General features: G+C 31.3%; 23 protein-coding genes. 21 read left to right on the top strand and 2 right to left on the bottom strand.

What is annotated here, in order from left to right; all coding sequences use genetic code 11:
* Positions 1–9 precede the first annotated feature (9 nt).
* The 17 genes from MPTP_RS05440 (at position 10) to MPTP_RS05365 (ending at position 18,733) form a co-directional block, all read left to right on the top strand.
* Positions 10–528, top strand: a complete 519-nt coding sequence (locus tag MPTP_RS05440) for a cell wall elongation regulator TseB-like domain-containing protein (protein WP_172956605.1) — start codon at positions 10–12, stop codon at positions 526–528.
* 414 nt (positions 529–942) lie between these two features.
* Positions 943–1,836, top strand: a complete 894-nt coding sequence (locus MPTP_RS05435) for a hypothetical protein (RefSeq protein WP_231849627.1) — start codon at positions 943–945, stop codon at positions 1,834–1,836.
* Between the two features lie 252 nt (positions 1,837–2,088).
* The gene (gene murC / locus MPTP_RS05430) at positions 2,089–3,429 is read left to right on the top strand and encodes a UDP-N-acetylmuramate--L-alanine ligase (RefSeq protein WP_013774097.1); all 1,341 of its coding nucleotides are present in this window, start codon (positions 2,089–2,091) and stop codon (positions 3,427–3,429) included.
* A gap of 353 nt (positions 3,430–3,782) precedes the next feature.
* The gene (locus MPTP_RS05425) at positions 3,783–4,472 is read left to right on the top strand and encodes a Bax inhibitor-1/YccA family protein (protein ID WP_013774096.1); all 690 of its coding nucleotides are present in this window, start codon (positions 3,783–3,785) and stop codon (positions 4,470–4,472) included.
* A 249-nt stretch (positions 4,473–4,721) separates the two neighbouring features.
* A complete protein-coding gene (locus tag MPTP_RS05420; protein ID WP_013774095.1) occupies positions 4,722–5,588 on the top strand; it encodes a class II fructose-bisphosphate aldolase in 867 nt (288 codons plus the stop codon).
* A 457-nt stretch (positions 5,589–6,045) separates the two neighbouring features.
* On the top strand, positions 6,046–7,344 hold the full coding sequence (locus MPTP_RS05415) for a UDP-N-acetylglucosamine 1-carboxyvinyltransferase (protein ID WP_013774094.1): 1,299 nt from the start codon (positions 6,046–6,048) through the stop codon (positions 7,342–7,344).
* Positions 7,341–8,633 carry a transcription termination factor Rho gene (gene rho, locus MPTP_RS05410; protein WP_013774093.1) on the top strand — a complete coding sequence of 431 codons (1,293 nt, stop codon included), beginning with the start codon at positions 7,341–7,343 and terminating at the stop codon, positions 8,631–8,633. The genes MPTP_RS05415 and rho overlap by 4 nt, the downstream gene beginning before the upstream one ends.
* A gap of 99 nt (positions 8,634–8,732) precedes the next feature.
* Positions 8,733–8,996 carry a type B 50S ribosomal protein L31 gene (locus MPTP_RS05405; protein ID WP_013774092.1) on the top strand — a complete coding sequence of 88 codons (264 nt, stop codon included), beginning with the start codon at positions 8,733–8,735 and terminating at the stop codon, positions 8,994–8,996.
* A gap of 663 nt (positions 8,997–9,659) precedes the next feature.
* Positions 9,660–10,217 carry an aggregation-promoting factor gene (apf, locus tag MPTP_RS05400; protein ID WP_013774091.1) on the top strand — a complete coding sequence of 186 codons (558 nt, stop codon included), beginning with the start codon at positions 9,660–9,662 and terminating at the stop codon, positions 10,215–10,217.
* Between the two features lie 274 nt (positions 10,218–10,491).
* Entirely contained in the window at positions 10,492–11,532 is a 1,041-nt protein-coding gene (locus MPTP_RS05395; RefSeq protein WP_013774090.1) for an aldose epimerase family protein, read from the top strand.
* Positions 11,533–12,065: 533 nt separating this feature from the next.
* Positions 12,066–13,076: a glycoside hydrolase family protein gene (locus tag MPTP_RS09990; RefSeq protein ID WP_013774089.1), complete on the top strand. Its 1,011-nt coding sequence runs from the start codon at positions 12,066–12,068 to the stop codon at positions 13,074–13,076.
* A complete protein-coding gene (locus MPTP_RS09985) occupies positions 13,045–13,707 on the top strand; it encodes a glycoside hydrolase family 43 protein (protein ID WP_231849676.1) in 663 nt (220 codons plus the stop codon). Before MPTP_RS09990 ends, MPTP_RS09985 begins: the two co-directional genes overlap by 32 nt.
* A 238-nt stretch (positions 13,708–13,945) precedes the next feature.
* A complete protein-coding gene (locus tag MPTP_RS05385) occupies positions 13,946–15,037 on the top strand; it encodes a GntR family transcriptional regulator (RefSeq protein WP_013774087.1) in 1,092 nt (363 codons plus the stop codon).
* Between the two features lie 288 nt (positions 15,038–15,325).
* Positions 15,326–16,927: a xylulokinase gene (locus tag MPTP_RS05380; RefSeq protein ID WP_013774086.1), complete on the top strand. Its 1,602-nt coding sequence runs from the start codon at positions 15,326–15,328 to the stop codon at positions 16,925–16,927.
* Between the two features lie 11 nt (positions 16,928–16,938).
* Positions 16,939–17,634 (top strand): L-ribulose-5-phosphate 4-epimerase, encoded by a 696-nt coding sequence (locus MPTP_RS05375; protein WP_013774085.1) that lies wholly within the window; start codon positions 16,939–16,941, stop codon positions 17,632–17,634.
* 183 nt (positions 17,635–17,817) lie between these two features.
* Positions 17,818–18,399, top strand: a complete 582-nt coding sequence (locus MPTP_RS05370) for an alpha/beta hydrolase (RefSeq protein ID WP_231849626.1) — start codon at positions 17,818–17,820, stop codon at positions 18,397–18,399.
* Positions 18,400–18,517: 118 nt separating this feature from the next.
* Positions 18,518–18,733: a hypothetical protein gene (locus MPTP_RS05365; protein ID WP_013774083.1), complete on the top strand. Its 216-nt coding sequence runs from the start codon at positions 18,518–18,520 to the stop codon at positions 18,731–18,733.
* Between the two features lie 236 nt (positions 18,734–18,969).
* On the opposite strand, the gene spxB is transcribed toward MPTP_RS05365, so the two are convergent.
* Together spxB and MPTP_RS05355 are read right to left on the bottom strand one after the other, a co-directional pair.
* The gene (gene spxB / locus MPTP_RS05360; protein WP_013774082.1) at positions 18,970–20,691 is read right to left on the bottom strand and encodes a pyruvate oxidase; all 1,722 of its coding nucleotides are present in this window, start codon (positions 20,689–20,691) and stop codon (positions 18,970–18,972) included.
* Between the two features lie 170 nt (positions 20,692–20,861).
* Positions 20,862–21,320: an S-ribosylhomocysteine lyase gene (locus MPTP_RS05355; RefSeq protein ID WP_013774081.1), complete on the bottom strand. Its 459-nt coding sequence runs from the start codon at positions 21,318–21,320 to the stop codon at positions 20,862–20,864.
* Between the two features lie 767 nt (positions 21,321–22,087).
* Between MPTP_RS05355 and MPTP_RS05350 the strand changes: the two genes are divergently transcribed.
* The 4 genes from MPTP_RS05350 (at position 22,088) to MPTP_RS09435 (ending at position 26,271) form a co-directional block, all read left to right on the top strand.
* The gene (locus tag MPTP_RS05350) at positions 22,088–23,773 is read left to right on the top strand and encodes a ribonuclease J (protein ID WP_013774080.1); all 1,686 of its coding nucleotides are present in this window, start codon (positions 22,088–22,090) and stop codon (positions 23,771–23,773) included.
* A 203-nt stretch (positions 23,774–23,976) separates the two neighbouring features.
* Entirely contained in the window at positions 23,977–25,155 is a 1,179-nt protein-coding gene (locus MPTP_RS05345) for an AI-2E family transporter (protein ID WP_013774079.1), read from the top strand.
* A 296-nt stretch (positions 25,156–25,451) separates the two neighbouring features.
* A complete protein-coding gene (amaP, locus tag MPTP_RS05340; RefSeq protein ID WP_013774078.1) occupies positions 25,452–26,009 on the top strand; it encodes an alkaline shock response membrane anchor protein AmaP in 558 nt (185 codons plus the stop codon).
* 88 nt (positions 26,010–26,097) lie between these two features.
* A complete protein-coding gene (locus MPTP_RS09435; protein ID WP_080580432.1) occupies positions 26,098–26,271 on the top strand; it encodes a DUF2273 domain-containing protein in 174 nt (57 codons plus the stop codon).
* The last annotated feature ends 8 nt before the right edge of the window (positions 26,272–26,279 follow it).

The raw sequence follows: 26,279 nt of genomic DNA, 5'->3' as shown, positions 1-26,279 counted from the left end.
AATGAAGGGATGATGGAGATATTGGAAGAACTAGAAGAAAAAAAAGAGAAGAAAAGGGTTACCTTTCTTTTAGGTCTAATTGTCATTCTTCTAGCTATAATTGTTATTAGTATCATTTTACTTACCCGCTCAAACCAACCAATTGAGCAAGCGAAAAAAGAAGCAATAGCAATTGCTAGACAGCATACAAATTTAAGTGAAGTCGATCATTTTTATCAATTTTCTCGTAAGAAAGTCTATTTCAGCTTAACTGGAAAAGAAAAAGATGGAAAAGAGATTGCTGTTATTATTCCTAAGAAAAGTGGAAAAATAACTGTTTTAAATCAAAAAGATGGACTAACAGAAGAGGCAGTAAGACAACTTGTTCAACAGCAATCACCTGAGGAATCCATAAAGAAAGCCTCACTAGGTATTTACAAAGGAAAACCTGCCTGGGAAGTTGTGACAACAAGTAAAAATAAGACAGAAAACTATTATGTTGTTTCTTTTAAAGAGGGCAAATATCTTAGTACAATTCATAATATATGAAAATAGCTGTTAAATACAATTAAGCTAATGAAAAAGCATCCTTAACTTACAACAATACTACTTTTATGTTTGGTTAAATTCTATTTATCTTTAGTCATCATCTATTTGGTAAAATGTTGAAAAAGAACAAGGAAATTACCTTGTTCTCTTTTTTATTTTTACCAAATTAATAGAAAAACACAAATTAAATTTTCAATGAAATTTGTAAAAGTAATTTTTACAAAAAATTAGTTGGTGAATTCATGACTAATGCTTGCATATATTGCATAGTTAACAGTTTTAAAACAAAGCTTTAAATGAATTGAAATAATTTGTAATTTGTGTAAAAAAAGGCAAAAATTTTCATAAAAAACATAGAAATTATTTTGCATTTTATTATTCTATGCTAGAATGACAGAAAGAATGTGAAAAGGAATGAAAGAAATGTCAAATGCTACACAGGTGAAGAGAAAGCATTTTAGGTTTCCAGCTTATAGCGATGAACTGGGTGTAAAATTACCAATAAGCAGTGAACATGTACTTTTCCAAGATGAACCATTAATTACAGATGGACCTGCCTTTGGGTTAAGTCCTCTTTCATCTAAAAATGTGGCAGAAAAGAAAAAGAATTCATCTTCTATGCCAATAGGAGGTAATCATCCTAAAAAAGACCAAAAACAAGAGCATTTAACAAAACATAAATCAGATTTGCCTGACTATTTAGGAAAAAATTCATTTACAACTTCAGAACATTTTCAAAAAAAATCGCTTTTTAAAGATGTTAGGCAGAAAAATCAATATAATTTTCCATCATCAAAGATAAAACAAAAAGATTCTTTGTATGATGAACATCCTTTTTTTGTTCCAACCTATACACCAGCTTCACTGATACAAGAAAATGAGCAAGAAAAAGCAGAAATGACAAACGATACACTAATGGCAGCAATGAAAAAGGAACAATCTACTTATTTGTTATTTGAAGAAGCCGGAAATTTTAATGTAAAACAACATGAAAATGAATCAGTTGTTAAAAAATTCAATAGAACTTCAAAAATGCCAGAGATATCGGTAACTAGAAGGCAATATCAACAAATTCGACCAGATATTAAAAGATTTGGTCATCATTCAGATTATTCATTGCCACGTTCCAGAAAAGAATTAAAAACTGCTAAAGATAAAGCAAAAAATCAAACAGCGTATAGTAAAAAAATGAGTGAATTGGAAGAGAAAGCTGCTGAAGAAAAAAAACACGTTCTAGATAAATCATTAGAAGGTATGATTGAAGACTCTAATTTAGAAATGAAAGAAAATAAGTATTTTGATTCGTAACAAGCATTAATGAAAGAGCAAGGGAGTAAAATTCCTTTACTTTTAGATCTTAATGTTGTTTAATATGAAATTAATAAAATTGAAACTTAATAGGTGAGTGAAATTAACAAAGAGCAACAAGTTTATTGCTGTTTTTTATCAATTTTCAATTCATTATTTTTAAAATTATAGGATAAGTTCTCTATAATTCTTCTAAATTGAATGAAACCTAAAATTATATTGATAAGTTAATTAGAGAGAGAAGTGAAGATAATGAATAAGAGTCAAAAAGACCAAGTTTATCACTTTGTGGGAATTAAAGGAGCTGGTATGAGCTCTTTAGCACTAATTCTTCATGAAGAAGGATATAAAGTACAAGGATCGGATGTTGAAGAATACTTTTTTACACAAAAAAATTTAGAAATGGCAAATATACCGATTTTACCATTTAATTCAAAAAATATTAAAAAAGGCATGATAATTATAGCTGGCAATGCTTTTCCTGATACAAATGAAGAATTAATGCAAGCAAAAAAACTAGGGAATGAAGTCATTCGTTACCATGATTTTATCGGTCAATTTATTCAAAGTTATACTAGCATTGCTGTAACAGGTGCCCATGGAAAGACAGGAACGACTGGATTATTAGCCCATGTGCTTAGTGGTGTCAAACCGACAAGTTATTTGATTGGTGATGGAACTGGACATGGAAATCCTGATGCTGAATTCTTTGCATTTGAAGCTTGTGAATATCAACGTCATTTCTTATCCTATTCACCGGATTATGCCATTATGACAAACATTGATTTTGATCATCCAGATTATTATACTAGCATTGAAGACGTATATTCAGCTTTTCAATCTTTAGCTAATCAGGTAAAAAAAGGGATTTTTGCTTATGGAGATGATAAATACTTACGTAAGTTAAACGCAGATGTGCCGATTTATTATTATGGTGTAAATGAAAATGATGATATTCAAGCAAAAAATATTCAACGAACAACAAAGGGCTCTTCATTTGATGTTTATTATGAAGGAAAATTTATTGGGCATTTTGATTTACCTGCCTATGGTCAACACAATATTTTAAATGCTCTGGGGGTAATTGCAGCTGCCTATTTTGAAGAACTAGACATGGATGAAGTGGCTATAGAGATGAAAACATTTAAAGGCGTAAAACGCCGTTTTACTGAAAAACAGATTGGTGATATGATAATTATCGATGACTATGCACATCATCCGACAGAAATTAGTGCTACTATTGATGGGGCTCGTCAAAAATATCCAAATAAAGAAATTGTTGCTGTTTTTCAACCACATACTTTTACACGGACTATTGCCTTACTTGATGAATTTGGTAAAGCTTTAGATTTAGCTGACTATGTTTACCTTTGTGATATTTTTGGTTCTGCCAGAGAAACACAGGGCAATGTTAAAATTGAAGACTTAGGTAATAAAATAAAAAAAGGTGGTCAGGTTATTAAAGAAGAAGATATGTCTGAACTACTTGACTATACTGATTCTGTTATCATGTTTATGGGTGCTGGTGATGTTCAAAAATTTGAACAAGCTTATGAAACCTTATTAAGCAATACAACTCGTAGTAGATTATAATTCAGACATTTATCAAGAAAGTAATACTTAGCTATCGAAAAATAATAACTTATTTAATTTTTTAATTCTTTTTTTCATATTTTATTTGAACAATCTTCAATTCTTTGCTTTTTTATAAGATATAAATCATCAATTAAACATAACTTATTGATTATTTATTCATAAATTTAAGTTAATTTAAAACTTATAAGTAGAATGTTGTCTTTTATGCATAATTAGTGTAAATTAGTTTTTGTAACTGTTTTATTTATTCAATGAGTCGTTTCAGGTTTTAATCATTCATTGTTTGGTTAAAATAAGATTGGATGATTTGGTCTGAACAGAAAGATATTCTGGGAAAGAAGGGAAGTAAATTGAATAATCAAGTAATAGAGTCTAAAGAAGGATTGAATAAATTTTATGGAAAGATTTATGGTTTATTAGGAATTGGAATTAGTATTAGTGCGCTTGTTGCCTACCTTGTGATGAATGTTTTTAGAGTTCAGGTTTTATTCTTTTTCTACACTAAACCAATGGCATTTACTGTTATCTGGCTTGCGGAAATAGCGCTAGTCTTGCTGCTGAGTTTTAAAGCTGCCAAACAGCCGACATTAGCTATGAGTGGGTTTATCGCTTATTCATTCTTAAATGGATTAACCTTGGCAGTCACTTTACAATTATATACACAAGCTACTATTTTTGGTGCATTCATTAGTACAGCCGCTACTTTTTTTGCTATGTCCTTGATTGGCGTATTTACTAAACGTGACTTATCTGCACTAGGACATGCGGCTTATAGTGCTTTACTTGGCGTTTTCATCGCTTTGTTGTTGAATGCTTTTCTGTTACATAGTGAGCCAGTTGATTATGCTATTTCAATTTTAATGGTTTTAATTTTCTCTGGTTTAACAGCCTATGACAATCAAAAAATTCGCTCTGTATATTATAATTCAATGGTCCCATCAAGTACAGGCGTTGCTGTTTTTCTAGCATTGCAATTGTATCTTGATTTTATCAATTTATTTCTTTCATTTGTAAGTATTTTAGGTGGTAAAAATAATTAAAAAATAAAGCAATGATTTATAGTTATAAATCATTGCTTTATTTTTTTTAAGTTCATAAAAAAAGAAAAATATCAATGCTAATTTTATAAAAATAGACATCCAAAGAGTAATTGAAAATAATAAAAATGATTTAATAAAATTTCAAGAAAATTTTTTTTAGTAGAAAATTTTCTAAAATTTTGGTAGAATAGAACTGTTAGTTAGAGAAAAACTTAACAAATAAGTTGTAAAACTTGGGAGGAATTTATTATGCCATTAGTATCAGGAACAAAATTTCTTAACGCTGCACATAAAGGAAAATATGCAGTTGGGGGATTTAATACAAATGATTTAGAATGGACAAAAGCAATTCTTGAAGCTGCTGAAGAAAAACAAGCACCTGTACTAATTCAAACTTCTATGGGCGCTGCAAAATATATGGGTGGTTATCAAGTATGCTATGATTTAGTAAATGACCTAGTTGAATCAATGGGTATTACCGTACCAGTTGCTATCCATTTAGACCATGGTGATTATGAAGCAGCTTTAAAATGTATCGAAATTGGCTATACTTCTGTTATGTTCGATGGTTCACATCTTCCATTTGCTGAAAACATTGAAAAAGCAAAAGATGTTGTAGCAAAAGCTCATGCCAAAGGTATTTCTGTTGAATGTGAAGTAGGTTCAATTGGTGGAGAAGAAGATGGCATTATTGGTACAGGAGAATTAGCTGATATTGAAGAATGCAAACAAATGGTTGCAACTGGAATTGATTTCTTAGCTTGTGGTATTGGAAATGTTCATGGTGCATATCCAGACAATTGGAATGGCCTAGCTTTTGATCATTTAAAAGCTATTGCAGATGCTGTTGGTGATATTCCATTAGTATTACATGGTGGTTCAGGTATTCCAATGGATCAAATCCAAAAATCTATCTCAATGGGAATTTCAAAAGTTAATGTAAATACAGAATGTCAACAAGCATTTGCTGCAGCAACACGTGAATATATTGAAGAAGGAAAAGATTTGCAAGGAAAAGGATTTGATCCTCGTAAATTATTAGCTCCAGGTACAAAAGCTATCACTGAATTAGTAAAACAACGGATTGATTGGTTTGGTTCTGAAGGTAAAGCGTAATTTATCATTTAATGGATAATTACGTTTTTTAAAAGTATATTGGTAAGATAAAGACATGGAAGTTGTTCTCTATTCTATGTCTTTATTTTATTATGTTAAATATTTCACTTTTTTTATTAAAAGAAATGAAGATATTTTTCAATAAATTGGGTGATTAGTCTTGTTGGTTTATCATATAAATTTTCATTATAATTAGTAAACTTTGTAATTATCTTTATAAATAATATTTTTCATATATTTCAATAGATCTTATGAATAGAAAACAAATAAATAATTCTGTTGTTTTTTTAAGAACTACCAAGAAAAAATGTGAATAGGACGCTTTTTTCAATTTTATAAAAATATAAATTATTTTTATGTGACTTGTTTACTTTTTTATTCTTGCTGGGTATGTTAAAATAATTCGAGTATTCTGTTTTTTTAAATTTGCTGATTAAATAGATAGGTGAAAGTATAGATGAAAAAAATAATTATTAATGGGTCCCATTCATTATCAGGAGAAGTTACAATCGGTGGTGCTAAAAATAGTGCAGTAGCATTAATCCCAGCTGCAATTTTGGCCGATTCACCAGTTACTTTAGAAGGTGTCCCAGATATTCAAGATATCTATTCACTAATTGATATTTTGGAATATATGGATGTTAAAACAATTTTTAAAAGCAATACATTGACGATTGATCCAACAGAAATAATTCCAATTTCCTTGCCAACGGACAGAATAAATAGTCTAAGAGCTTCCTATTATTTTATGGGTGCATTGTTAGGCAAATTCGGTGAAGGTACAGTTGGCATGCCTGGTGGTTGTCATTTGGGACCGCGCCCAATTAATTTACATCTAAAAGGGTTAGAAGCATTGGGGGCAACCATCACTAACGAACAAGGAATGATGCATTTAAAGACTGCACAAACAGGTTTAACGGGTAGTCGCATTTTCATGGATGTTACTTCAATTGGTGCAACAATTAATGTGATGCTAGCTGCAACAAAAGCAAAAGGAAAAACCATAATTGAAAATGCTGCACGTGAACCTGATGTTATTGATGTAGCTACTTTATTAAATAATATGGGGGCAAATATCCGGGGAGCTGGAACAGATATAATACGTATCGAGGGTGTTAAAAAGTTACATGGCTGTCATCATTGTATTATTCCAGACCGAATTGAAGCAGGTACCTACTTAACAATTGCTGCTGCTGTAGGTAATGGTGTAACAGTACACAATATAATTTCCGAACATTTAGAAAGCTTTCTTGCAAAACTACAAGAGATGGGTGTTCAGATGACGATTAAGGAAGATAGTATTTTTGTTCACCCGTCAGCTAGGTTAAAAATGACGACTATTCGAACGTTCCCTTATCCAGGTTTTGCAACAGATTTACAACAACCTATTACACCATTGATGTTAAAAGCTGTTGGAAGTGGTGAAATTAAAGATACGATTTATTCAAAACGAATCAAACATATTCCTGAATTAAGACGGATGGGTGCCAATATTTCTGTTCAGGGAGATAAAATTTGTATAGAAGGTCCAAATAAACTATATGGTACTGAAGTGACAGCTTCTGATCTTAGAGCGGGTGCGTGTTTAGTTATTGCTGGCTTGATGGCTGAAGGAAAAACGACTATTTGCGATATCGAACATATTCTACGAGGTTATGATCATATTGTTGAAAAATTAACAGCTTTGGGTGCCGATATACAAATGATAGAAAGTAAAGAAATACAAGAGGTAAAAGAGCCGGAGGTGGCTAGGTGAGTGATTATCTAACAATGGCAGAATTAGAAAATAGCACGTTAAAAGACATTTATGCTTATGCCAAAGATTTTAAAATTCCTTATTATAGCCAAATGAACAAAAAAGAGCTATCTTTAGCAGTTATACGAGCACAAGCAGAAAAACAAGGCTTCTTTTTTATGGAAGGAATTTTAGATATTGTCTCTCAAGATGGTTATGGATTTTTACGTCCAATTAATTATGGACCAAGCGCTGAAGACATTTATATTTCTTCCTCTCAAATTCGACGTTTTGGGTTACGAAATGGTGATAAGGTAGCTGGCAAAGCCAGACCGCCTAAAGAATCTGAACGTTATTATGGCTTGATGCATGTAGAAAGTGTAAATGGAAAAGACCCTGAGGAAGCAAAGGAACGTCCACATTTTCCAGCTTTAACGCCTCTTTATCCCAATCGACAACTTTGTTTGGAAACTACAGCTGGACGTCTATCCACACGTATGATTGATATTTTTGCACCTGTTGGATTTGGCCAAAGAGGACTAATTGTTGCTCCACCAAAAGCAGGAAAAACAACTATTTTAAAAGAAATTGCAAATGGCATTACTAAGAATCATCCCGAAGTTGAATTAATCTTATTATTAATTGATGAACGTCCAGAAGAGGTGACAGACCTTGAACGCAGTGTTAATGGTGATGTTATTTCTTCAACTTTTGATCAATTACCAAAAAATCATACACGAATTTCTGAATTGGTATTAGAGCGTGCTATGCGACTTGTTGAAGATAAGCGAGATGTTATTATTTTAATGGATAGCATTACACGATTAGCACGTGCCTATAATTTAATAGTACCACCAAGCGGACGTACTCTTAGTGGTGGAATTGATCCTGCAGCACTTTACAAACCTAAGAAATTTTTTGGTGCAGCACGCAATATTGAAGAAGGTGGTAGCTTGACAATCTTAGCTACTGCATTGGTTGATACTGGTAGTCGTATGGATGATGTTATTTATGAAGAATTCAAAGGAACTGGAAACATGGAATTACAATTATCAAGAGAACTAGCAGAACGACGACTATTTCCAGCAATTGATATTAAAAAATCAGGAACCAGAAAAGAAGAATTGTTGGTTAATGCTGAATCTTTGGAAGAAGTTTGGAAATTAAGAAATCACATGATTGGAGACTCTTTAGATTATACAGAACAATTTATTCAATGTTTAAAGAAAACAAAAAATAATAAAGATATTTTTGAAAATTTTCAAGATGTTTCATTTGGCAAGCAAATTAAAAGAAATTATAAAAGATAATTGTAACTTGATTCAATTTATGTTAAAATAAATGTAATTGTTTAATGAAAAAACAACTCTGACTCAGCAAATGATTCAGGGCAAAGGAGCGAATGAGAAATGAAACAAAATATTCATCCAGAATATCATCCAGTTGTCTTCATGGATTCAACAACTGGGTTTAAATTTTTATCTGGTTCAACAAAAAACTCGCAAGAAACTGTTAAATGGGAAGATGGTAAAACTTACCCATTAATTCGTGTGGAAGTTACTTCTGACTCTCATCCATTTTATACAGGACGTCAAAAATTCACACAAGCAGATGGACGTGTGGATCGTTTCAACAAAAAATATGGACTCAAAGACACAAACGCTGCAGAATAAGCAAATTATCGGTGAGTCGATACTGCAAAGACTTCTTCTTTTGGAAGAAGTCTTTTTTGTTTTAGTAAAGAAGCAAAAAATAAAACTCGAATAATATATACAATTTATCAATTGGTAAAAAACGTAAAAACTCATGAGTCAGAATAGTAATGAATATTTTTATTCAAAGAATAATTAATAGTTAAATTATAAGAATAAAAAATCAATTTAATTGTAATATGGAATAAATCTTATTTTTGTTAATTGTTTATTCTAAAATAGTCATATCTGTATATTTTTATAATTGAGTAGAAATATGATTAAAAAAATTTTTTCTAGAAAGAGATAGTTATTTTAATAGAAAATACTGAATGGTTATTATAGCATTAAGGTAAAAATTTAAAATGGCTTATATTATTTTAGAGTATTTAAAATAAATAGATTTCATTTACTATTATATAGAAAATAATGCTAAATATGCTAAATATTTAGCTTTATATTATGAAATTTAAAATAAATAGTATAAAATAAAAAACAGTTTTTTACAGAAATGAAATTAGAATGTAACAAAAGATACAAGTTGTTATGGTAAAAATACCCATGTAATACAAATAAATGATAAAGTATTCCTTGTCGTTGATAGCGGCGAATAATAAATTACTTAAAAGGGGATTACACATTTATATGAAATCACTAAAAACAATTTTATTAGGAACTACGCTAGCAGCAGGAATCGGATTAAGTCTTGGAGCAGGAAATGTTCATGCAGACAGTTTATATAAAGTACAAGCAGGAGATACATTATCAAGTATTGCTGCAAAAAACCATACAAATGTACAAGAAGTTGCAAACAAAAATCAAATTTCAAATATAAATATGATTTATGAAGGTCAACAATTACAAATTAAAACGGTAGATTCAGCTGTAGCTACACCAAAAACTATGCAGGCAACACCAGTTGCTCAACCAGCATCAACGGTACAAAAACAAGCACCAGCTCAAACAAGTGCGCCAACGAGCGATTCAAATTCAGCAAAAGAATGGATTGCACAAAGAGAATCAAGTGGCTCATACAATGCAACAAATGGGAAATACATAGGTCGATATCAATTAGATGCTTCATACTTAAAAGGTGATTATTCACCTGCAAACCAAGAAAAAGTTGCTGAAAACTATGTTTCAGAACGTTATGGTTCTTGGGAACAAGCAAAAACTTTCTGGATGAATAATGGTTGGTACTAAAAAGTTTCTTTTTCAGTAAAATCATTGTTTGAAACAGAAAAAACCAGCAGAACGAAATTCGTTCTGCTGTTTTTTTGTTTCTTGAATGATTCATTTATATTCAGTTTTATAATGTTAGGCTGACTGGTGTGAATAAGTAGTTTAGAAATTTTGAAAAAAATTAAACAGTGAATAATTGATTGTTTTTTACCTAGAAAAGAAAAAAAGTGATTCACTATTTATGAAATTATTTTTTAAAAATAATTGAAAAGGGATTCAAAAATGGAGGGATAGAATGGATATCAGGGTAAAAGATTTTGGTAAGGAAGAAAAATTGTATTCACTTGTAAATAATAACGGAATCATTTTAGAAGTAACAACCTTTGGCGCTCGAATTGTCAATTTGTATGTTCCCGTAGAGACCGAAAAAAGAAATATTGTTTTTGGATTTGATTCCACAGAAGAATATCAAGAAAAAGATACTTATATAGGATCAACAATTGGTCGAGTAGCTGGACGAATTAGAAAAGGCGAGTTTAATATTCAAGATAGATGGTATCAGGCGGCTATAAATACACAAGAAGGTAATACTTTACATGGTGGCCCAGATAGTTTTGAAACAAAAAGTTGGACGGCATTAACAGGTCAAACGAAAGATCGAGTTAGTGTGGAATTTTCGCTAACTAGCAAGGATGGTGAGAATGGATTTCCAGGGAACTTGCAAATCTCAGTAACCTATACACTTAATAATAATAATGAATGGATTATAAATTATAAAGCAACAACTGATCAACCAACCTTATTTAATCCAACGAATCATGTGTATTTTAATCTAACAGGTGATCCAAGTCAATCAGTTGCAGAACATCAGTTAATGTTAGAGGCAGATCAGTTTGCTGTCGTCGATCAAGCGACCTTACCAACGGGCGAAAAACGAACAGTTGAAGGTTCACCATTTGATTTTCGTAAGGTAGCACCAATAAAGCAGGCTTTTGAATCAACAAATGAACAAAATAAATTGGTTGATGGATTGGATCATCCATTTTTCTTAAACAAACCTGGAACTAAAAATGCTAAAGCAAAATTAATTGCACCTGATAAAAGGGTCGCTGTTGAAGTATTTACAGATCAATCCGCCATTGTTATTTTCACTGCCCAATTACCTGATAAATGGCTAATACATGGTAAACCACTTATTTATCATGGAGGAATTACCTTTGAAACCCAAGTTTGTCCAGGAGCAGAAGAATTTCCAGAATTTGGAAATATCGATTTATTTCCTGGAGAAATTTATGAAAGTAGAACATGTTATCGAATTTTAACGGAAGATCAATAATAAATATCTGTTCGATTAATCATTTATCCAACAATTTATTTATACAATTTAGTTAGTAAAAAATTATTTATAGATTTATTAGGTTGTTTCATTAAAAGATAAGAAAATTTCTCAATTGAATTTTTTCTTATCTTTTTAATTTTAATAGGAAAAACTTCTTAATAGTATGATCCTTATATAATGTTAATAAATGAAATGAGTTTGATACATACTTTTTAGCTAGTAGATAAAAATAACATTTTAGAATATGTGGCATTATCACCTAGCTAAATTTATTTTTTGCCAGCTAGATTAATAACTATATTTTGACGATATTTACATTTTAAATTAACATTAATATATATAAATAATTAATATCATAATGAATATTGACTTATTTATATTATTTTTTATGGGAGGTGAAGTCACAAAGTAAGGAAACCGATTTTTATAAAATAAAAATATTCACAAAAAGCTTCATTCATTTTTCAAATTTTTGTTTGGGAGAACTAAAAGATAAATAATTGGAAAAATAAAAATAAGGAGTAAATTTTATGAATAAGAAAAAAATGAATATTCTACTTGCTTTTTTATTATTAATAACTTTTAGTGTTGTCAGAACATTTGAAGTACAGGCAGCAGACAAAAAGAAACAACATACAGATACAAATAGATGGGTAACAACGACAAAACAACGTGTGTCTATTCATGACCCTTCTACTATTTCTGTTATGGAAAATGGAAAAGAAACATTTTATATTTTTGGAAGTCATATTACTGAAGCAAAATCTACCGATCTGAAGAATTGGCAGGTACCTTTTAATTCTGAATATGAAAATCCGGAAAATAACTTAGTATTAGGTAATTTGAAAGAAAATTTAAAGGAATCTTTTGCATGGGCAGGATACAATGATGCGGATAGTAGGGGTGGTTATGCCATTTGGGCACCAGATGTTATCTGGAATGCGAATTATCAATGGAAAAATGGCGATAAAGGCGCTTATATGTATTTTTATTCTGCTTCTTCTACTTGGCGTCGTTCCTGTATAGGTTTTGCTGTTTCAAAAAATGTCGAGGGACCATATACTTATGCCAATACCATTGTTTATTCAGGATTTACTGAAAAAGATTCAACAGATGGCAGTGATCGTAATACCAATTATCAAAATACAAATCTGAAAAAATTAATTTCTAATGGACAGGTAACAGGCTTCAATCCAAAATGGAGCATTAATAATGGGCACACATATAATACAGACTATGCGCCAAATGCGATTGATCCAGTGGTATTTTTTGATAAAGACGGAAAATTTTGGATGACTTATGGTTCTTGGTCAGGTGGAATTTTTATTTTAGAATTAAATCCAACAACAGGAAATCCCATTTATCCTAAAGTAGATGGCGATAAAGGAAATGGTCAAATTGTAGATCGATATTTTGGTACTAAATTAACAGGGGGATACCATAAATCTGGCGAATCTCCTTATATTGTTTATGATCCATCTACCAATTACTATTATTTATTTGAAACTTATGGGGGGACTTTTAGCAGATGGTGGTTATAATATGCGATTGTTCCGCTCAACCTCTCCACAAGGTCCGTACAGAGATGCTAAAGGTAATATTCCAATTTTTAATTCATCTTCCAATAATGATAATTGGGGAATTAAACTAATGGGAAATTATCAATTTAATCAAATGACAAAAGCCTCTAAAGCTCAAGGGCACAACTCGGCTATTATTACTAAAGATAAGCAATGGTATGCAGTTTATCATACTCGATTTAGCAATAGTGGCGAATACCATGAATTACGTGTACATTCAATGTATATGAATGAAGATTTATGGCCTGTTGTAACACCTTATGAATTTGCGGATAAAGAAAATAAGGTAGGGAAGACTAAAGAAATAGTTGGACACTATCAATTTATTAATCATGGAACGAACACAACTAATGCCATTACACCTACACAAAATATTTATTTATCTCGAGATGGAAAAATCATGGGAAGTGTATCAGGAAGTTGGCAATTAAAGAAAAATGGCAATATTACTTTGTATATCAATGGAGTTACCTATAAAGGCAATGCCATTCTCCAGCAAGATAATCAAGAACATGCACCAAAAAAAGTTGTGACATTTTCTGCAATCGGTAATAATAATGAAACAATTTGGGGAAGTAAAATAGCCAATTAGAATAATTATTATAAAAAATTTTTAAAAAGATATTTTATTTATTATTAAAAAATAATTTGGATGCAAGGTTATCTTCTTACATTTAAATTATTTTTTTAATGATAAAAGAAAGAAAATTTACCTAAGAATTGTACTAAAGATTTTTTTCTATTTACAAAGTTAGGATTTGGCAGATGGCCTTACCTTGTATTTTTTTAGGATAGCTTTTATAATAGTGATCATAGACAGGAGTATTTAAATGAAAAAAACAAAATATCAAATAATTGCAGATGATATTCGTTCGGCAATCCTTTCTAAATCATTACAAGTGAATACGTCTATCCCATCTGAGTTGCAATTACAAAAAAAATATCAAGTTAGTCGTCACACGGTTAGACAAGCTATGGCTTTACTCGTGAATGAAGGATATTTAAGAAAAGAAAGAGGTTCAGGAACCTATGTCAGTGATGTGTATCTGAAACAATTAAAACCTGTAAATAAAAAGACAATTGGCGTTATTACAACTTATTTGTCTGATTATATTTTTCCATCGATTATTCGTGGCATAGAAAAAGAATTAAGTCGCAATAATTATTCATTGCTTTTAGCAAGTACGAATAACGATGTGACGCAAGAACGTAAGAGTTTAGAACAAATGCTCGCTAGACAGGTGGATGGATTGATTATTGAACCAACGAAAAGTAATCAATATAATCCAAACCTTTCTTACTATTTAGCATTAAAAGAAAGACGTACGCCTTTTGTTATGCTTAATGCCTACTATGAAGAACTGGATGTTCCAGCAATTTGTTTGGATGATGTACAGGCTGGTTATTTAGCAGTTGACTATTTATTAAGTGAGGGACATACATCTATTGGATTAATTACTAAGATTGATGATTTACAAGGAAAAAATCGAATGCGGGGATATATTCGGGCCTTTGAATCACACCATAAATTATTTGAATCAGAAAAAAGTTTTACTTATACTACAGAAAGTAAAATGCAAATGCTTCAGATGGTTAAAAATAGCTTGTTAGATCCAAAACAGGCAATTACTGCACTTGCATGTTATAATGATGAAATTGCACTTGAAATGGTAACTTTAGCAAAAGAGTTAAACCTAAAAATTCCTGACCAGCTATCTATTATTGGCCAAGATGATTCATTTTTGAGTAAGGCTTCAGAAATTTCTTTAACAACAATTACCCATCCAAAAGAAAAAATGGGACATGATGCTGCAAGATGGATTATTGAAGCAACACAAGAAAAAAAAGAGCTTCCTCAACAGATTTTGTATACACCAAAGTTAATTAAAAGGGATTCAACAATGACCTTATCTTCAAATTGAGATATAATCGATTATTTACCTAAACTGCTATAGAGCAACTTTTAAAAAAATAAATTATTTGTTAATCAACTATAATCTAACATCAATTCAATTATTTAGGAACTATTGGTTTATTACCTTTTGAATTACCAGATAAGCAAATTGGCTATTAAAATAATATATTTCCAGCTATTTTGTACGTATATTTTATATATGTTCGTTGAAATGTACGAACATATATTTTATAATTTTCTTGGAAAGCGTTTTAATGTGATCTGTTAGGAAAGTAGCAAGGGAGGAAAAATCGAAGTGGAAAAAGATCAAGCTGTTATAGATATCAAAAATGGAAAAACTTCTTTAGGCATTGAATTAGGATCAACTAGGATAAAAGCTGTTTTAATTGATAGTCAGCATGAACCTATTGCTACAGGTAGCTTTGAATGGGAAAATCAACTAGAAAATGGTTATTGGACCTATTCAATTGACGAAATTTGGAAAGGTATACAGGCAAGCTATGCAGGGATGGCAGCAGAAGTGAAACGATTGCTTGGTTTATCGATTGAAAAAATTGGTTGTATAGGGTTTAGCGCTATGATGCATGGCTATATGGCATTTGATAAAGACGAGCAGCTATTGACGTCTTTTCGAACATGGAGAAATAGTAATACAGAAGAGGCTGCAAAAATATTAACAAATCTGTTTAATTTTAATATTCCAGAACGTTGGAGTATTGCACATTTATACCAAGTAATTCTAGATAAAGAAGCACATGTGTCAACAATTGATTACATAACAACTTTGGCTGGGTATATTCATTGGCAGTTAACGGGCGAAATGGTTTTAGGTATTGGCGATGTTCCTGGTATGTTTCCAATTGATGAAGTAACTAAAAATTATGATCAAGAAAAAACAAAACAATTTAATCAACTTATTGAAAAACATGGATTCTCATTGAAATTAGAAGATATTTTTCCAAAAGTATTGACTGCTGGAACTACAGCCGGTCATTTAACTGAAAAAGGCGCTCATTTATTAGATCCATCGGGAAATCTCCAAGCTGGAATTCCTTTATGCCCACCTGAGGGTGATGCCGGAACGGGCATGACAGTAACCAAAAGTGTTGCTGTCCGTACAGGAAATGTTTCAGCCGGGACTTCTATTTTTGCAATGATTGTTCTTGAAAGAAATTTAAAAGCGGTTCATCCAGAAATCGATTTAGTAACTACACCAGCTGGTGAACCAGTCGCTATGGTCCATGCAAATAATTGTTCCTCTGATATTAATGCTTGGATAAAGTTATTCGGCGAATTTGCAAATTTAGCCGGAATTTCTTTATCAACCAATCAACTTTTTCAATTATTATTTGAACAAGCATTAAAGGGAGAAAAAGATTGTGGAAATATGCTTGCTTATGGCTATTTCTCTGGAGAAAATATCACAAATATAAAAGAAGGACGTCCACTATTCATACGTACACCTGAAAGTAATTTTAATTTAGCGAATTTTATGCGTCTTCAATTATTTTCTGCTGTGGGTGCATTAAAAATTGGTATGGACATTCTTCGAAATGACGAACAAGTTCAAGTGGATAAACTGATGGGACATGGCGGCTTATTTAAAACCAAAGATGTTGGTCAGAAAATTGTTGCAGCAGCCATGCAGGCTCCAATTGAAACAATGGAAACAGCTGGTGAGGGTGGAGCTTGGGGCATTGCCTTATTAGCAGCCTATTTACAGGAAAAACAACCTAATGAATCATTGGCAGATTTCCTTGATCATAAAATTTTTCAAAAAAATAAAAGTAGTCAAGTAATGCCAGATAGTGAAGATGTCAATGGTTTTGAAAAATTTATTGAACGATATAAAAACGGATTACCAATTGAACAGGCAGCTATTGATTACTTAAAATAGGAGGAGACATAATGTTAGAAGCGTTAAAACAAGAAGTGTTTGAAGCCAATCTAGAATTACCCAGACATGGATTAATCAAATATACTTGGGGAAATGTGAGTGCTATTGATCGAAAAGAAAAATTATTTGTGATTAAGCCTAGTGGTGTTAGCTATGAAGCGATGAAAGCAGATGATATGGTTGTTTGTGATCTAGATAGAAAGGTTGTAGAAGGAAAGTTAAATCCCTCTTCTGATACACCAACACATGCAGTATTGTATAAACATTTCGCAGAAATCGGTGGCATTGTTCACACACATTCAACCTGGGCAACAATTTGGGCACAAGCTGGATTGGATGTTCCAGCAATGGGAACAACGCATGCGGATACCTTTTATGGCTCTGTTCCTTGTACACGTTATCTGACCCAGGAAGAAATTGATCGAGGTTATGAAGAATCTACGGGTGACATAATCATCCAAACATTTAATGAAAGAAAACTTGATCCTTTAGCAGTTCCTGGTGTTTTATTACATGGTCACGGACCATTTACTTGGGGAAAAGATGCGAAAAGTGCGGTAATGAATGCTGTGGTATTGAATGAAGTTTGTAAAATGAATTTGTTTACAAGGTCATTAAACTCATTTGCAGAAGAATTACCCCAACGCATTTTAGATAAACATTATTTAAGAAAACATGGAAAAGATGCTTACTATGGACAAAAATAATCACTATTATTAAAATTAGTTAAATATAACAATAACAATTTATTAATGTTAGAGTGAAGACGGAAACAAAGATTGTTTTCTTCTTCACTCTTTTAATGATTTCTAAGAGCAAAAAGATTGCCCTTTTTTTGAAAGGGTGCTACGCTTCTAAAAAGAGAGTAATTGTCAAAGGATGGTGAAAAAATGAACTATCAATTTAAAGCAGGTAAAGAAAGTGGACATAAATTTATTTTATTATATGAAATGGATGGGAATGATCGTTCGCTAATGGAAATTGCTCGGTTCATAGATCCTGATAGTACATTATTGACGTTTAAAGATACTTTTCGTGAAGATGGAAAAAATAGAGCTTTCGGTCAGAATCAGTTAAAACAATTTGATGCTGCTGAATTTGAGGAAGAGGGTCATGAACTATTAAGCCAAATTAGAATGTTAAGTGAGAAAGAAGAAATTCCTATGAAAAATTGGTTTCTTCTTGGACGCTCTTATGGGGCAACCGTAGCAGCCCATCTCTTGCTAGAAAAGAAAACAACTCTACATCAAGCCATTTTATTTGAACCAATGCCTGTCTCTGAAAGTCAAGAAACCTTTTTATTAGAAGGAACACACATTTGGTTTTCAAAAAATCATCCTGATGAAGATCAATCATTGGTTCAGCAATTCAGAAACAGAAAAGCAACTGTTGTTATAGAACAATCGAAAAAAGCCAACAAAATAGCAGAAGAAGAATTGTTGGCTGCTAAAAAATGGTTGGAAAAGAAATAAAGCAAAATATTTGGAACGTTTTTCAATAAATGCTATTCTTATTATGTAGAATAATCTATTAAATTAATTATTATTGAGGAGGGAATTTATATGGCTGATCCGCAAGATAGAATGAATAATGCAAAAGATAAAGCAGAAGGAAAATCAAAAGAAACAATTGGAAAAAGCAACAAATGATAAAGGGAAAGAAGCAGAAGATAAAACACAATCGGCTTATGGAAAAACAAAAGATAAAGCAAAAGATGTAGAAAAAGATGTGAAAAATGATGCAGACAAATTATGGGATAAAGTAAAAGCAGGCTTCAAGGATATAACAAACAAATTCCACAAATAAAATAATAAGGTCTACTGACTGATAAGCTTAAATAGATCGGTTACTCTTATTTTTAAGTTTACTTGTTTGTCATAAATAGCAAAACATTTCAGAAAAAGCAGAGTAAAAATAGTATAAGGGAAGAAAAAACCCATTTAGCAATCATTGACGTATTGGATACCGATGGCTAAATGGTTTTTTTAAAATGAAAAGATGGCTATGAAATAAAGTTATTCATAGCCATCTTTTCATTTAGATTATAATAATTCAGTTAGTATAGGCATATCATGTACATCGTATTTTTCTTTAAATACTTGAATGTCTTTTTCAGAATACTTTTTAGGATCTAAAACTAATTCTTCTACTGGTAAGGGGCGTTGATTATCAATTTTGATGTCCAAGACAACTGGCCGTTTGGTGTTTTTAATCGCTTCAAAAGCATAGGTTAATTGCGAATGTTCTGTAATAGTAAACCCTTTAGCGCCTAATGCTTCACCAGCTTTTCCATAATCGGCATCTTGTAAAAGAATACCAAATTTTTGCTGTTTGCTATCTTCTTGTTCACCTTCAATAAAACCAAAAGATCTATTTGAAAGAACAATATTGATAATCGGCAGATTGTATTTTACTTGTGTAATGATATCTTGCATCACCATAGAAAAACCACCATCACCAGATAATGTAAATACCTGATTCGTTGGATAACTTAACTGTGCGGCTATTCCACTTGGGATTCCACATCCCATTGTGGCAAACCAACCTGATGTAGTAAAGCGTTGTTGACCATTCATCTCTAATAACCGAATCGCATCAATTGTTATATTTCCTACATCAATTGCAAATATGGCATCTGATTTTGCAATTTTGTTAATTTCTTTAAACACCGTTTCTACACGTAACGGTTCATTTTTGTTGTTTTCAAAATTTCTTAACCAATTTACCCAATTTTGTTTATTTTGTTGATTGGCTTTTAACCATTTATCAACAGAACGTTTTTCTCCAAGATGAATCCATTCATCTAAAGCAGTTATTGCATCTCCCAAAATGGCAACATCTGTTTTATGTCGACGTCCAAATTTAGCAGCATCGATATCTATTTGAATAAATTTAGCATTTGGGTTAAAAAAATTAGCAGCAAAAGGGAAATCACTTCCAGCAAAAATAATTAAATCGGCAGCTGCAACAACCTCATTTGCAGGCTTTGTTGCCACACGGCCAGCAAAACCCAAAAAGTTTTCATAATTGTCTGGGACAATCCCCTTTGCTAAAACAGAAGAAACGATAGGTATAGAAAAATGCTCTGAAAAATGTTTAAGAGTTTCCCAACCACCTCTAGTACCTTGTCCAATATATAATACTGGTTTTTTGGCATTTTGAAGAAGCGTTATTGCTTTTTCAATGTCTGCTTTTTTTGGCTGAAGCACATTTGTCTGATGATTAATAGCAGATGAAAACAGTAAATTAGGGATTTCTTTTGTACCAAAGTCATTAGGAATTGTAACCACTGCTACTCCCTTATATTTATAGGCTGCTTTAATTGCCTCATCTATAACATGAGGTAGACTCTCTGGTGTCATAACAGTTCGATTATAAATACTAACATCAGCAAAAACAGGATTTTCATTCATTTCTTGAAAATAATTGTAATTCATTTGTGCCGAAAGAACCTGGCCTAATATAGCAAGAACTGGAATATTATCCATTTTTGCATCATAGAGTCCATTTGATAAATGGGTAGCCCCAGGTCCTGCTGAGCCGAAGGTAACACCAATTTTACCAGTTAATTTGGCGTCAGTAGCAGCAGCCAGTGCACCGACTTCTTCATGTCTGACTTGAATATACTTAATAGCTGTTTGTTCTTTATATAATGCATCCATGGTTGAATTAATAGATCCACCTGGTATCCCATATAAATGATCAATTCCCCAACTTTCTAGCACTTTTACCATAGCAATACTTGCATTAATCATTTTTTCCATAAAGGCGCCTCCCTTGATACTTTTATATAAAAAGTATAACGCGTCTAAATTAAACAGACCAATATAAGTAACCAAAAGAAACAAAGGAATTTTTATAGATCAAAAAAGACTACTTTCTTAAAAGGAATCTTTTAGAAAGCAGCCTAATTTAATTTTTATAGAATAAAAGATTAAAGAACTCTTTCAAATGGATCTAAGCTAAAACCATCTGCTAAAACCATTTTTACATATTCTTTTGCACCAAATAATGAATGATCTTTATAATTTCCACATTCTTTTGCAGTAGTTGCAGGAACAGTTTCCATTTCTAATATCTTGTTTAATGTTTTGACTAATGCATCACGCACTTCTCTAGCTGAATGTTGGTTCCATAAAATTAAATAAAAACCTGTTCGGCATCCCATTGGCGATAGATCGATGATATCATTTAATTCATCACGTAGATTAACAGCTAATAAATGTTCTATCGTATGCATAGCTGCTGTAGACATAGCATCTTGATTTGGTTGTAAGAAGCGTAGGTCATACTTTTCCATCCAAATATCATTATTTTGTTCTGTTCCTGCTAGACGAACATAAGGTGCTTGAACTTTTGTGTGGTCTAATTCAAAACTCTCTACTTTTGCCATTTTCTTCGCTCCCTTAATCAATACTCATACGAATTAACTATAGGGAAAAGTAATTTAAATGTCAATATCTTATTTTTATGATGTTAATCATTTAAATGATTTTATCTTCTATGAATAAAGAGAAGAAATATGATAGAATAAAGTCTGTATGTAGCATGAAAAAATAAAAAGATAAGCAAACATCCAATTCAAGTGACAAATTAACTGATTTTTTCTGAAAAATAACTTGAATTTGTGATTATTTTTCATGATATTTATATAAAAGTTGACATTTAAGTGTAAAACTTTTACAGTAGAAGAATTGATAGATCCTTTTTTAAAACATAGATTTAGAATAACTTATGTGACAAAAAAGTGATGGCCGAGCATAATGATTAATATTTCCTGTGAAATAGAGAATTTCATTGATGGAATAATTCACTAGTCAACTGAGAGTAAAATGATCTGTGGACGTATCATTCATTTTATTGTGAGTTGTTTTGATTTATTTTTTAGTATGATTACTCTATTGTATAACCATTAAATAGATAGAAGACTATCTATCATAATATTTCTTTGAATAAATAAATGACTTTAAATCGATCATATAAGACGGAGAGGAAATCATTATGATTGTATCTGTTTCTTAATCGTTCGTTTAATGACTTATAGATAGATAAATTGATCATTAATAAAAAGTTGATCATTTATTAGATAAATTTAATGAATAAAAAAGTTAGAACATTAGTAAGGCTTACTATAAAAAACATATAAAGAGGTGGAATTTGGTGGATACAATTAAAATTATTCCATTAGGTGGCGTACGCGAAAATGGAAAAAATATGTATATTACAGAAGTAGGAGAGGAAATTTTTGTTTTAGATTGTGGGTTAAAATACCCTGAAAACGATCTTTTAGGTATTGATATTGTTATTCCTGATTTTACTTATCTAGAAGAAAATCGTGATAGAATTGCTGGTGTATTTTTAACACATGGACATGCTGATGCCATTGGTGCATTGCCTTATTTATTGTCTAAATTAAAAATACCGGTATTTGGCACAAAGTTAACGATTGAATTAGCAAAATTAAACATACATGGTCATTCAGGAAGAGAAAATTTTGATGATTTTCATATTATTGATGAACATACCGAAATTGATTTTGCAAATACGACGGTTAGTTTCTTTCGAACGACCCATACAATTCCTGATTCTGTTGGAATAAGTTTAAAAACATCTGAAGGATCGATTGTTTATACAGGTGATTTCAAATTTGATCCCAGTGCTATTCCAATGTATCAGACAGATTTTGGACGTTTGGCTGAAATTGGTAAGGAAAATGTCTTAGCTTTATTGAGTGATTCTTCAAATGCTGAAAATCCAGAGCAAATTGCTTCAGAACGTCAGATTGCAGATGAAGTCTTTGATACGATTCGTTATTGGGATGGACGAATTATTGTTGCCTGTGTAGCTAATAACCTTCAGCGTGTACAGCAAATACTAAATGCTGCTCATCAATCAAAGCGCAAAATTGTTCTTAGAGGACAAGACTTTACAAAAGTGATTCATCTAGCCATTCAGGCAGAAAAATTACAACTACCAAGTGAAGATTTAATTATTTCTATTAAAGAAATGGAAAAATATCAACCTGAGCAATTATTGATTTTAGAAACGGGACGGATGGGTGAACCGCTTGAAGCCCTACAAAAAATGGCAGACAATCCACAAGAAGACATTCATATTCAAGAAGGTGATCTTGTCTATATTACAACGACTCCATCAACAGCCATGGAAACGACAGTAGCAAAAACTGAGAATATCGTCTATCGGGCAGGTGGCATTGTTAAATTAATTTCTAGTGATCTATGTGTTTCCGGCCATGCTAATCCAGATGGATTACAATTAATGTTGAATTTTATGAAACCTAAATATTTTATTCCAATTCAAGGAGAGTATCGTCAGCTGGCGGCACATGCTGATTTGGCGTATGAATTGGCTATTCCGTATAAAAATATTTTTATTACTGGCCGTGGGGATGTTTTAGAATATAAGAATAATCAGATGAACGTGGCAGGAAGTGTACCTGCTGAGAATATTATGATTGATGGTCTTGGTGTTGGTGATATAGGAAATATTGTTTTAAGAGATCGTCGAATTCTTTCAGAAGATGGTATCTTTGTTGCTGTTATTACTATCAACCGAAAAGAGAAGCGAATTGTTTCACCAGCAAAGATTACCTCTAGAGGATTTGTTTATGTAAAGGCGAGTAAGGATTTAATGAAAGAAAGTAGTAATATGATTACTGAAATTGTTGAAAAACATTTGGCTAATGATGATTTTGAATGGAGTAAATTAAAACAAGATATTCGTGAAAACCTTAGTCATTATTTATTTGAACAAACCAAACGTCGACCAGTAATTTTACCGGTAATTATGGAAATTAATCAAAAAAGGTATACAAAAAACGTTTAACCAAAATAAAAAATAAGACAACCGAGTTAGAAACGAGAGTTTAATCAATTTCTAACTTAATTGTCTCTTTTTTTGTTTTATAGGAATAAAAACTGATCGCATGTTCTTTGAAAAACAAGATAATTTTTTAAAAAATGATTAAAAGTGTATATTTTTTACAACTTTATTTCTCTCCGTTAAAATAAAAGAGAGGAGATGGATAAATGAAAAAAGAAACAAAATGGATTCAATTCCTAGGTGGTAAGGGATTAATCTTTACATTGGTTGTATTCTTATTAATCGGTAGTACAATTTCTATTTTTCAGCAAATTTCTTTTATTTTTCACCCCTTACAAATTATTTTTAAGATAATGATTAATCCGGTTATTTTTGCACTTATATTGTATTATTTATTTAATCCATTAGTAAATTATCTAGAGCATCATGGTATCAAGCGAACATATAGCGTTTCAGGGATTTTTATTATTAGTATTGGTCTAATCAGCTTAGGAATTATTGCACTGGTACCTATCTTAGAAGAACAAGTAAAAAGTTTATCTTCCCATTTTCCTAAATATGTAGATAATTTTACACATTCAACTATCCAATTTTTTAAAAATTCACCGGTTGAAGAACCAATCAGACTTGCTTCAACAAGAATTCAAACATTTACCAATGCATTTTTTGATCGTTTAGGTAGTTATTATACACAAGCTCTTGCCGGTGTTTCGGTTGTTTTTTCTACCTTAACAACAGTGGCTTTAACGATGATTACAGCACCGTTTATTGCCTTTTTTTTATTAAAAGATGATCACAAATTTTTCGAATCATTATTAGCTATTATTCCACCCCGTTTTAGGGAAGATAGTAGAGAGATTGGAAAAACCATTAATAATCAGGTCGGTGCTTATTTAAAAGGACAGGTTATTGTTTCTATTACTGTTGGTTTTTTAACCTTCCTAGGTTTTTTATTAATACAAATGCCTTATACAGGAACATTGTCAATGATCACTGGTTTTTTGGCAATTATACCTTATGTAGGACCAATTGTTGCTTTTATCCCTTCTGCCATTATTGCCATTATAAGTTCTTTGAATCTATTTATTAGACTATGCGTTGTTTGGATGATTGTTCAATCTTTAAATGGTCACTTTATTTCTCCCCAGGTCATGGGGAAGAACCTAGTTGTTCATCCGCTAACAATTATAGTCATTCTATTGGTTATGGGTGATTTGTTGGGTATATTCGGATTATTGTTTGGAATTCCCATGTATGTCCTCATTAAAATTTGTATTACTTATTTATTTAAAAAATTTAAACAACGTTATAACAATTATTATGGTGAAATTGCTCCGTATGAAAAAACCGATTTTTCTAAAAAGAATTATTTAGATAAACAATAATGCTATCTGTATAGTTTTTATTAAAAGGATTGATCATTCTCAATAAAAGTAGTTTTTAAATAATTATATATAAATGAATATTGCATAACCAATATATCTATAATATTAAATGACTTAATCAATTTTTATGTTATAAATTAAACCAATTAAAAGGTTGAAAGATAATCTTACTATAATGACTTATTAATTAATAATTGGATCATTGGTTGTATCTTTTGAAATAGTCATTCATATCTTTTGTAATATTTTTTTTCTACAGTTACAATTTATTTAGGATTAAAATAAGGAGGATGCTTATGAGGAAAGTAATAAAGACTGTAATATCCTTGATCTTATTCGTCGCACTATGTGTAACAATCGGGTTATTAAGTCAATTGATTAAGATACCTTGGTTAAGCGAGACGGTAAATGATTGGGCAATACGATATTCTTTTATATCTATCATTTTTAAGGGAATTCTTTTATTTTTGGGAGCATTTTTATTTATTTTATTATTAACATTAATTGCCTTACCAAGGCAAAAAAGTCAATTAGTTTTTAAAAGAAAAACAGGTACAATTGAAATTCCCAAAAAAACAATTGAAAAAATTATCCGGGAATCTTACAGTTCAATTATTGGACCAGAAAAGACCAAGTTACGTGTAAAAATTAAAGGGAAAAAGAGTTTAGATGTTTATGTATATTTATTCGTTCACAATAAAGAAAATTATACAGATATGGTGGAAGAAATTCGACAAAAAATTGAGCAAACATTACTAAATGCACTAGAAACTACTGCTATTCGCGTAAATGTTCACTTGAAAGAAAAAGAAATGCAACCAGCCATGAATAAAAAGGAATCAAGAGTTATTTAGGAGGTAAAAAGATGGATGAAAAAAGAAAGAAAAAAATTGAAGAACGTGGTGAAAAATAAAAAAAGATGTACAGCCTTATCGTTTTCGAATGATGTGGTCGCTTTTGTTCTTTTTGCTATCGTTAGTTTTGCTGTCCATTGGTTTTTGGAAATCATTTATTCTCATTCTATTTGCTGCAATTGGGTATATCATTGGGAAAATGAGAGATGATAATTTAGACATTTATTCATTAATTGACTCGATCAAATCAATAGGAAAGTAAGAAAGTTT

Origin of the sequence: Melissococcus plutonius ATCC 35311, assembly GCF_000270185.1 — a bacterium.
Taxonomy (GTDB): domain Bacteria; phylum Bacillota; class Bacilli; order Lactobacillales; family Enterococcaceae; genus Melissococcus; species Melissococcus plutonius.
This window is presented reverse-complemented; position numbering and strand designations above follow the sequence as displayed.

Excerpts from the sequence above, each read along its gene's own strand:
- MPTP_RS05345 (WP_013774079.1), top strand. The coding sequence starts at position 23,977 with ATGAAAAAAGAAACAAAATGGATTCAATTCCTAGGTGGTAAGGGATTA.
- MPTP_RS05375 (WP_013774085.1), top strand. The coding sequence starts at position 16,939 with ATGTTAGAAGCGTTAAAACAAGAAGTGTTTGAAGCCAATCTAGAATTA.
- MPTP_RS05355 (WP_013774081.1), bottom strand. The coding sequence starts at position 21,320 with ATGGCAAAAGTAGAGAGTTTTGAATTAGACCACACAAAAGTTCAAGCA.
- MPTP_RS05370 (WP_231849626.1), top strand. The coding sequence starts at position 17,818 with ATGAACTATCAATTTAAAGCAGGTAAAGAAAGTGGACATAAATTTATT.
- amaP (WP_013774078.1), top strand. The coding sequence starts at position 25,452 with ATGAGGAAAGTAATAAAGACTGTAATATCCTTGATCTTATTCGTCGCA.
- apf (WP_013774091.1), top strand. The coding sequence starts at position 9,660 with ATGAAATCACTAAAAACAATTTTATTAGGAACTACGCTAGCAGCAGGA.
- MPTP_RS05420 (WP_013774095.1), top strand. The coding sequence starts at position 4,722 with ATGCCATTAGTATCAGGAACAAAATTTCTTAACGCTGCACATAAAGGA.
- MPTP_RS05385 (WP_013774087.1), top strand. The coding sequence starts at position 13,946 with ATGAAAAAAACAAAATATCAAATAATTGCAGATGATATTCGTTCGGCA.
- MPTP_RS09435 (WP_080580432.1), top strand. The coding sequence starts at position 26,098 with ATGATGTGGTCGCTTTTGTTCTTTTTGCTATCGTTAGTTTTGCTGTCC.
- spxB (WP_013774082.1), bottom strand. The coding sequence starts at position 20,691 with ATGGAAAAAATGATTAATGCAAGTATTGCTATGGTAAAAGTGCTAGAA.
- MPTP_RS05415 (WP_013774094.1), top strand. The coding sequence starts at position 6,046 with ATGAAAAAAATAATTATTAATGGGTCCCATTCATTATCAGGAGAAGTT.
- MPTP_RS09985 (WP_231849676.1), top strand. The coding sequence starts at position 13,045 with ATGGGGGGACTTTTAGCAGATGGTGGTTATAATATGCGATTGTTCCGC.
- MPTP_RS05405 (WP_013774092.1), top strand. The coding sequence starts at position 8,733 with ATGAAACAAAATATTCATCCAGAATATCATCCAGTTGTCTTCATGGAT.
- MPTP_RS05365 (WP_013774083.1), top strand. The coding sequence starts at position 18,518 with ATGCAAAAGATAAAGCAGAAGGAAAATCAAAAGAAACAATTGGAAAAA.
- MPTP_RS05440 (WP_172956605.1), top strand. The coding sequence starts at position 10 with ATGATGGAGATATTGGAAGAACTAGAAGAAAAAAAAGAGAAGAAAAGG.
- MPTP_RS05435 (WP_231849627.1), top strand. The coding sequence starts at position 943 with ATGAAAGAAATGTCAAATGCTACACAGGTGAAGAGAAAGCATTTTAGG.
- murC (WP_013774097.1), top strand. The coding sequence starts at position 2,089 with ATGAATAAGAGTCAAAAAGACCAAGTTTATCACTTTGTGGGAATTAAA.
- MPTP_RS05395 (WP_013774090.1), top strand. The coding sequence starts at position 10,492 with ATGGATATCAGGGTAAAAGATTTTGGTAAGGAAGAAAAATTGTATTCA.
- MPTP_RS09990 (WP_013774089.1), top strand. The coding sequence starts at position 12,066 with ATGAATAAGAAAAAAATGAATATTCTACTTGCTTTTTTATTATTAATA.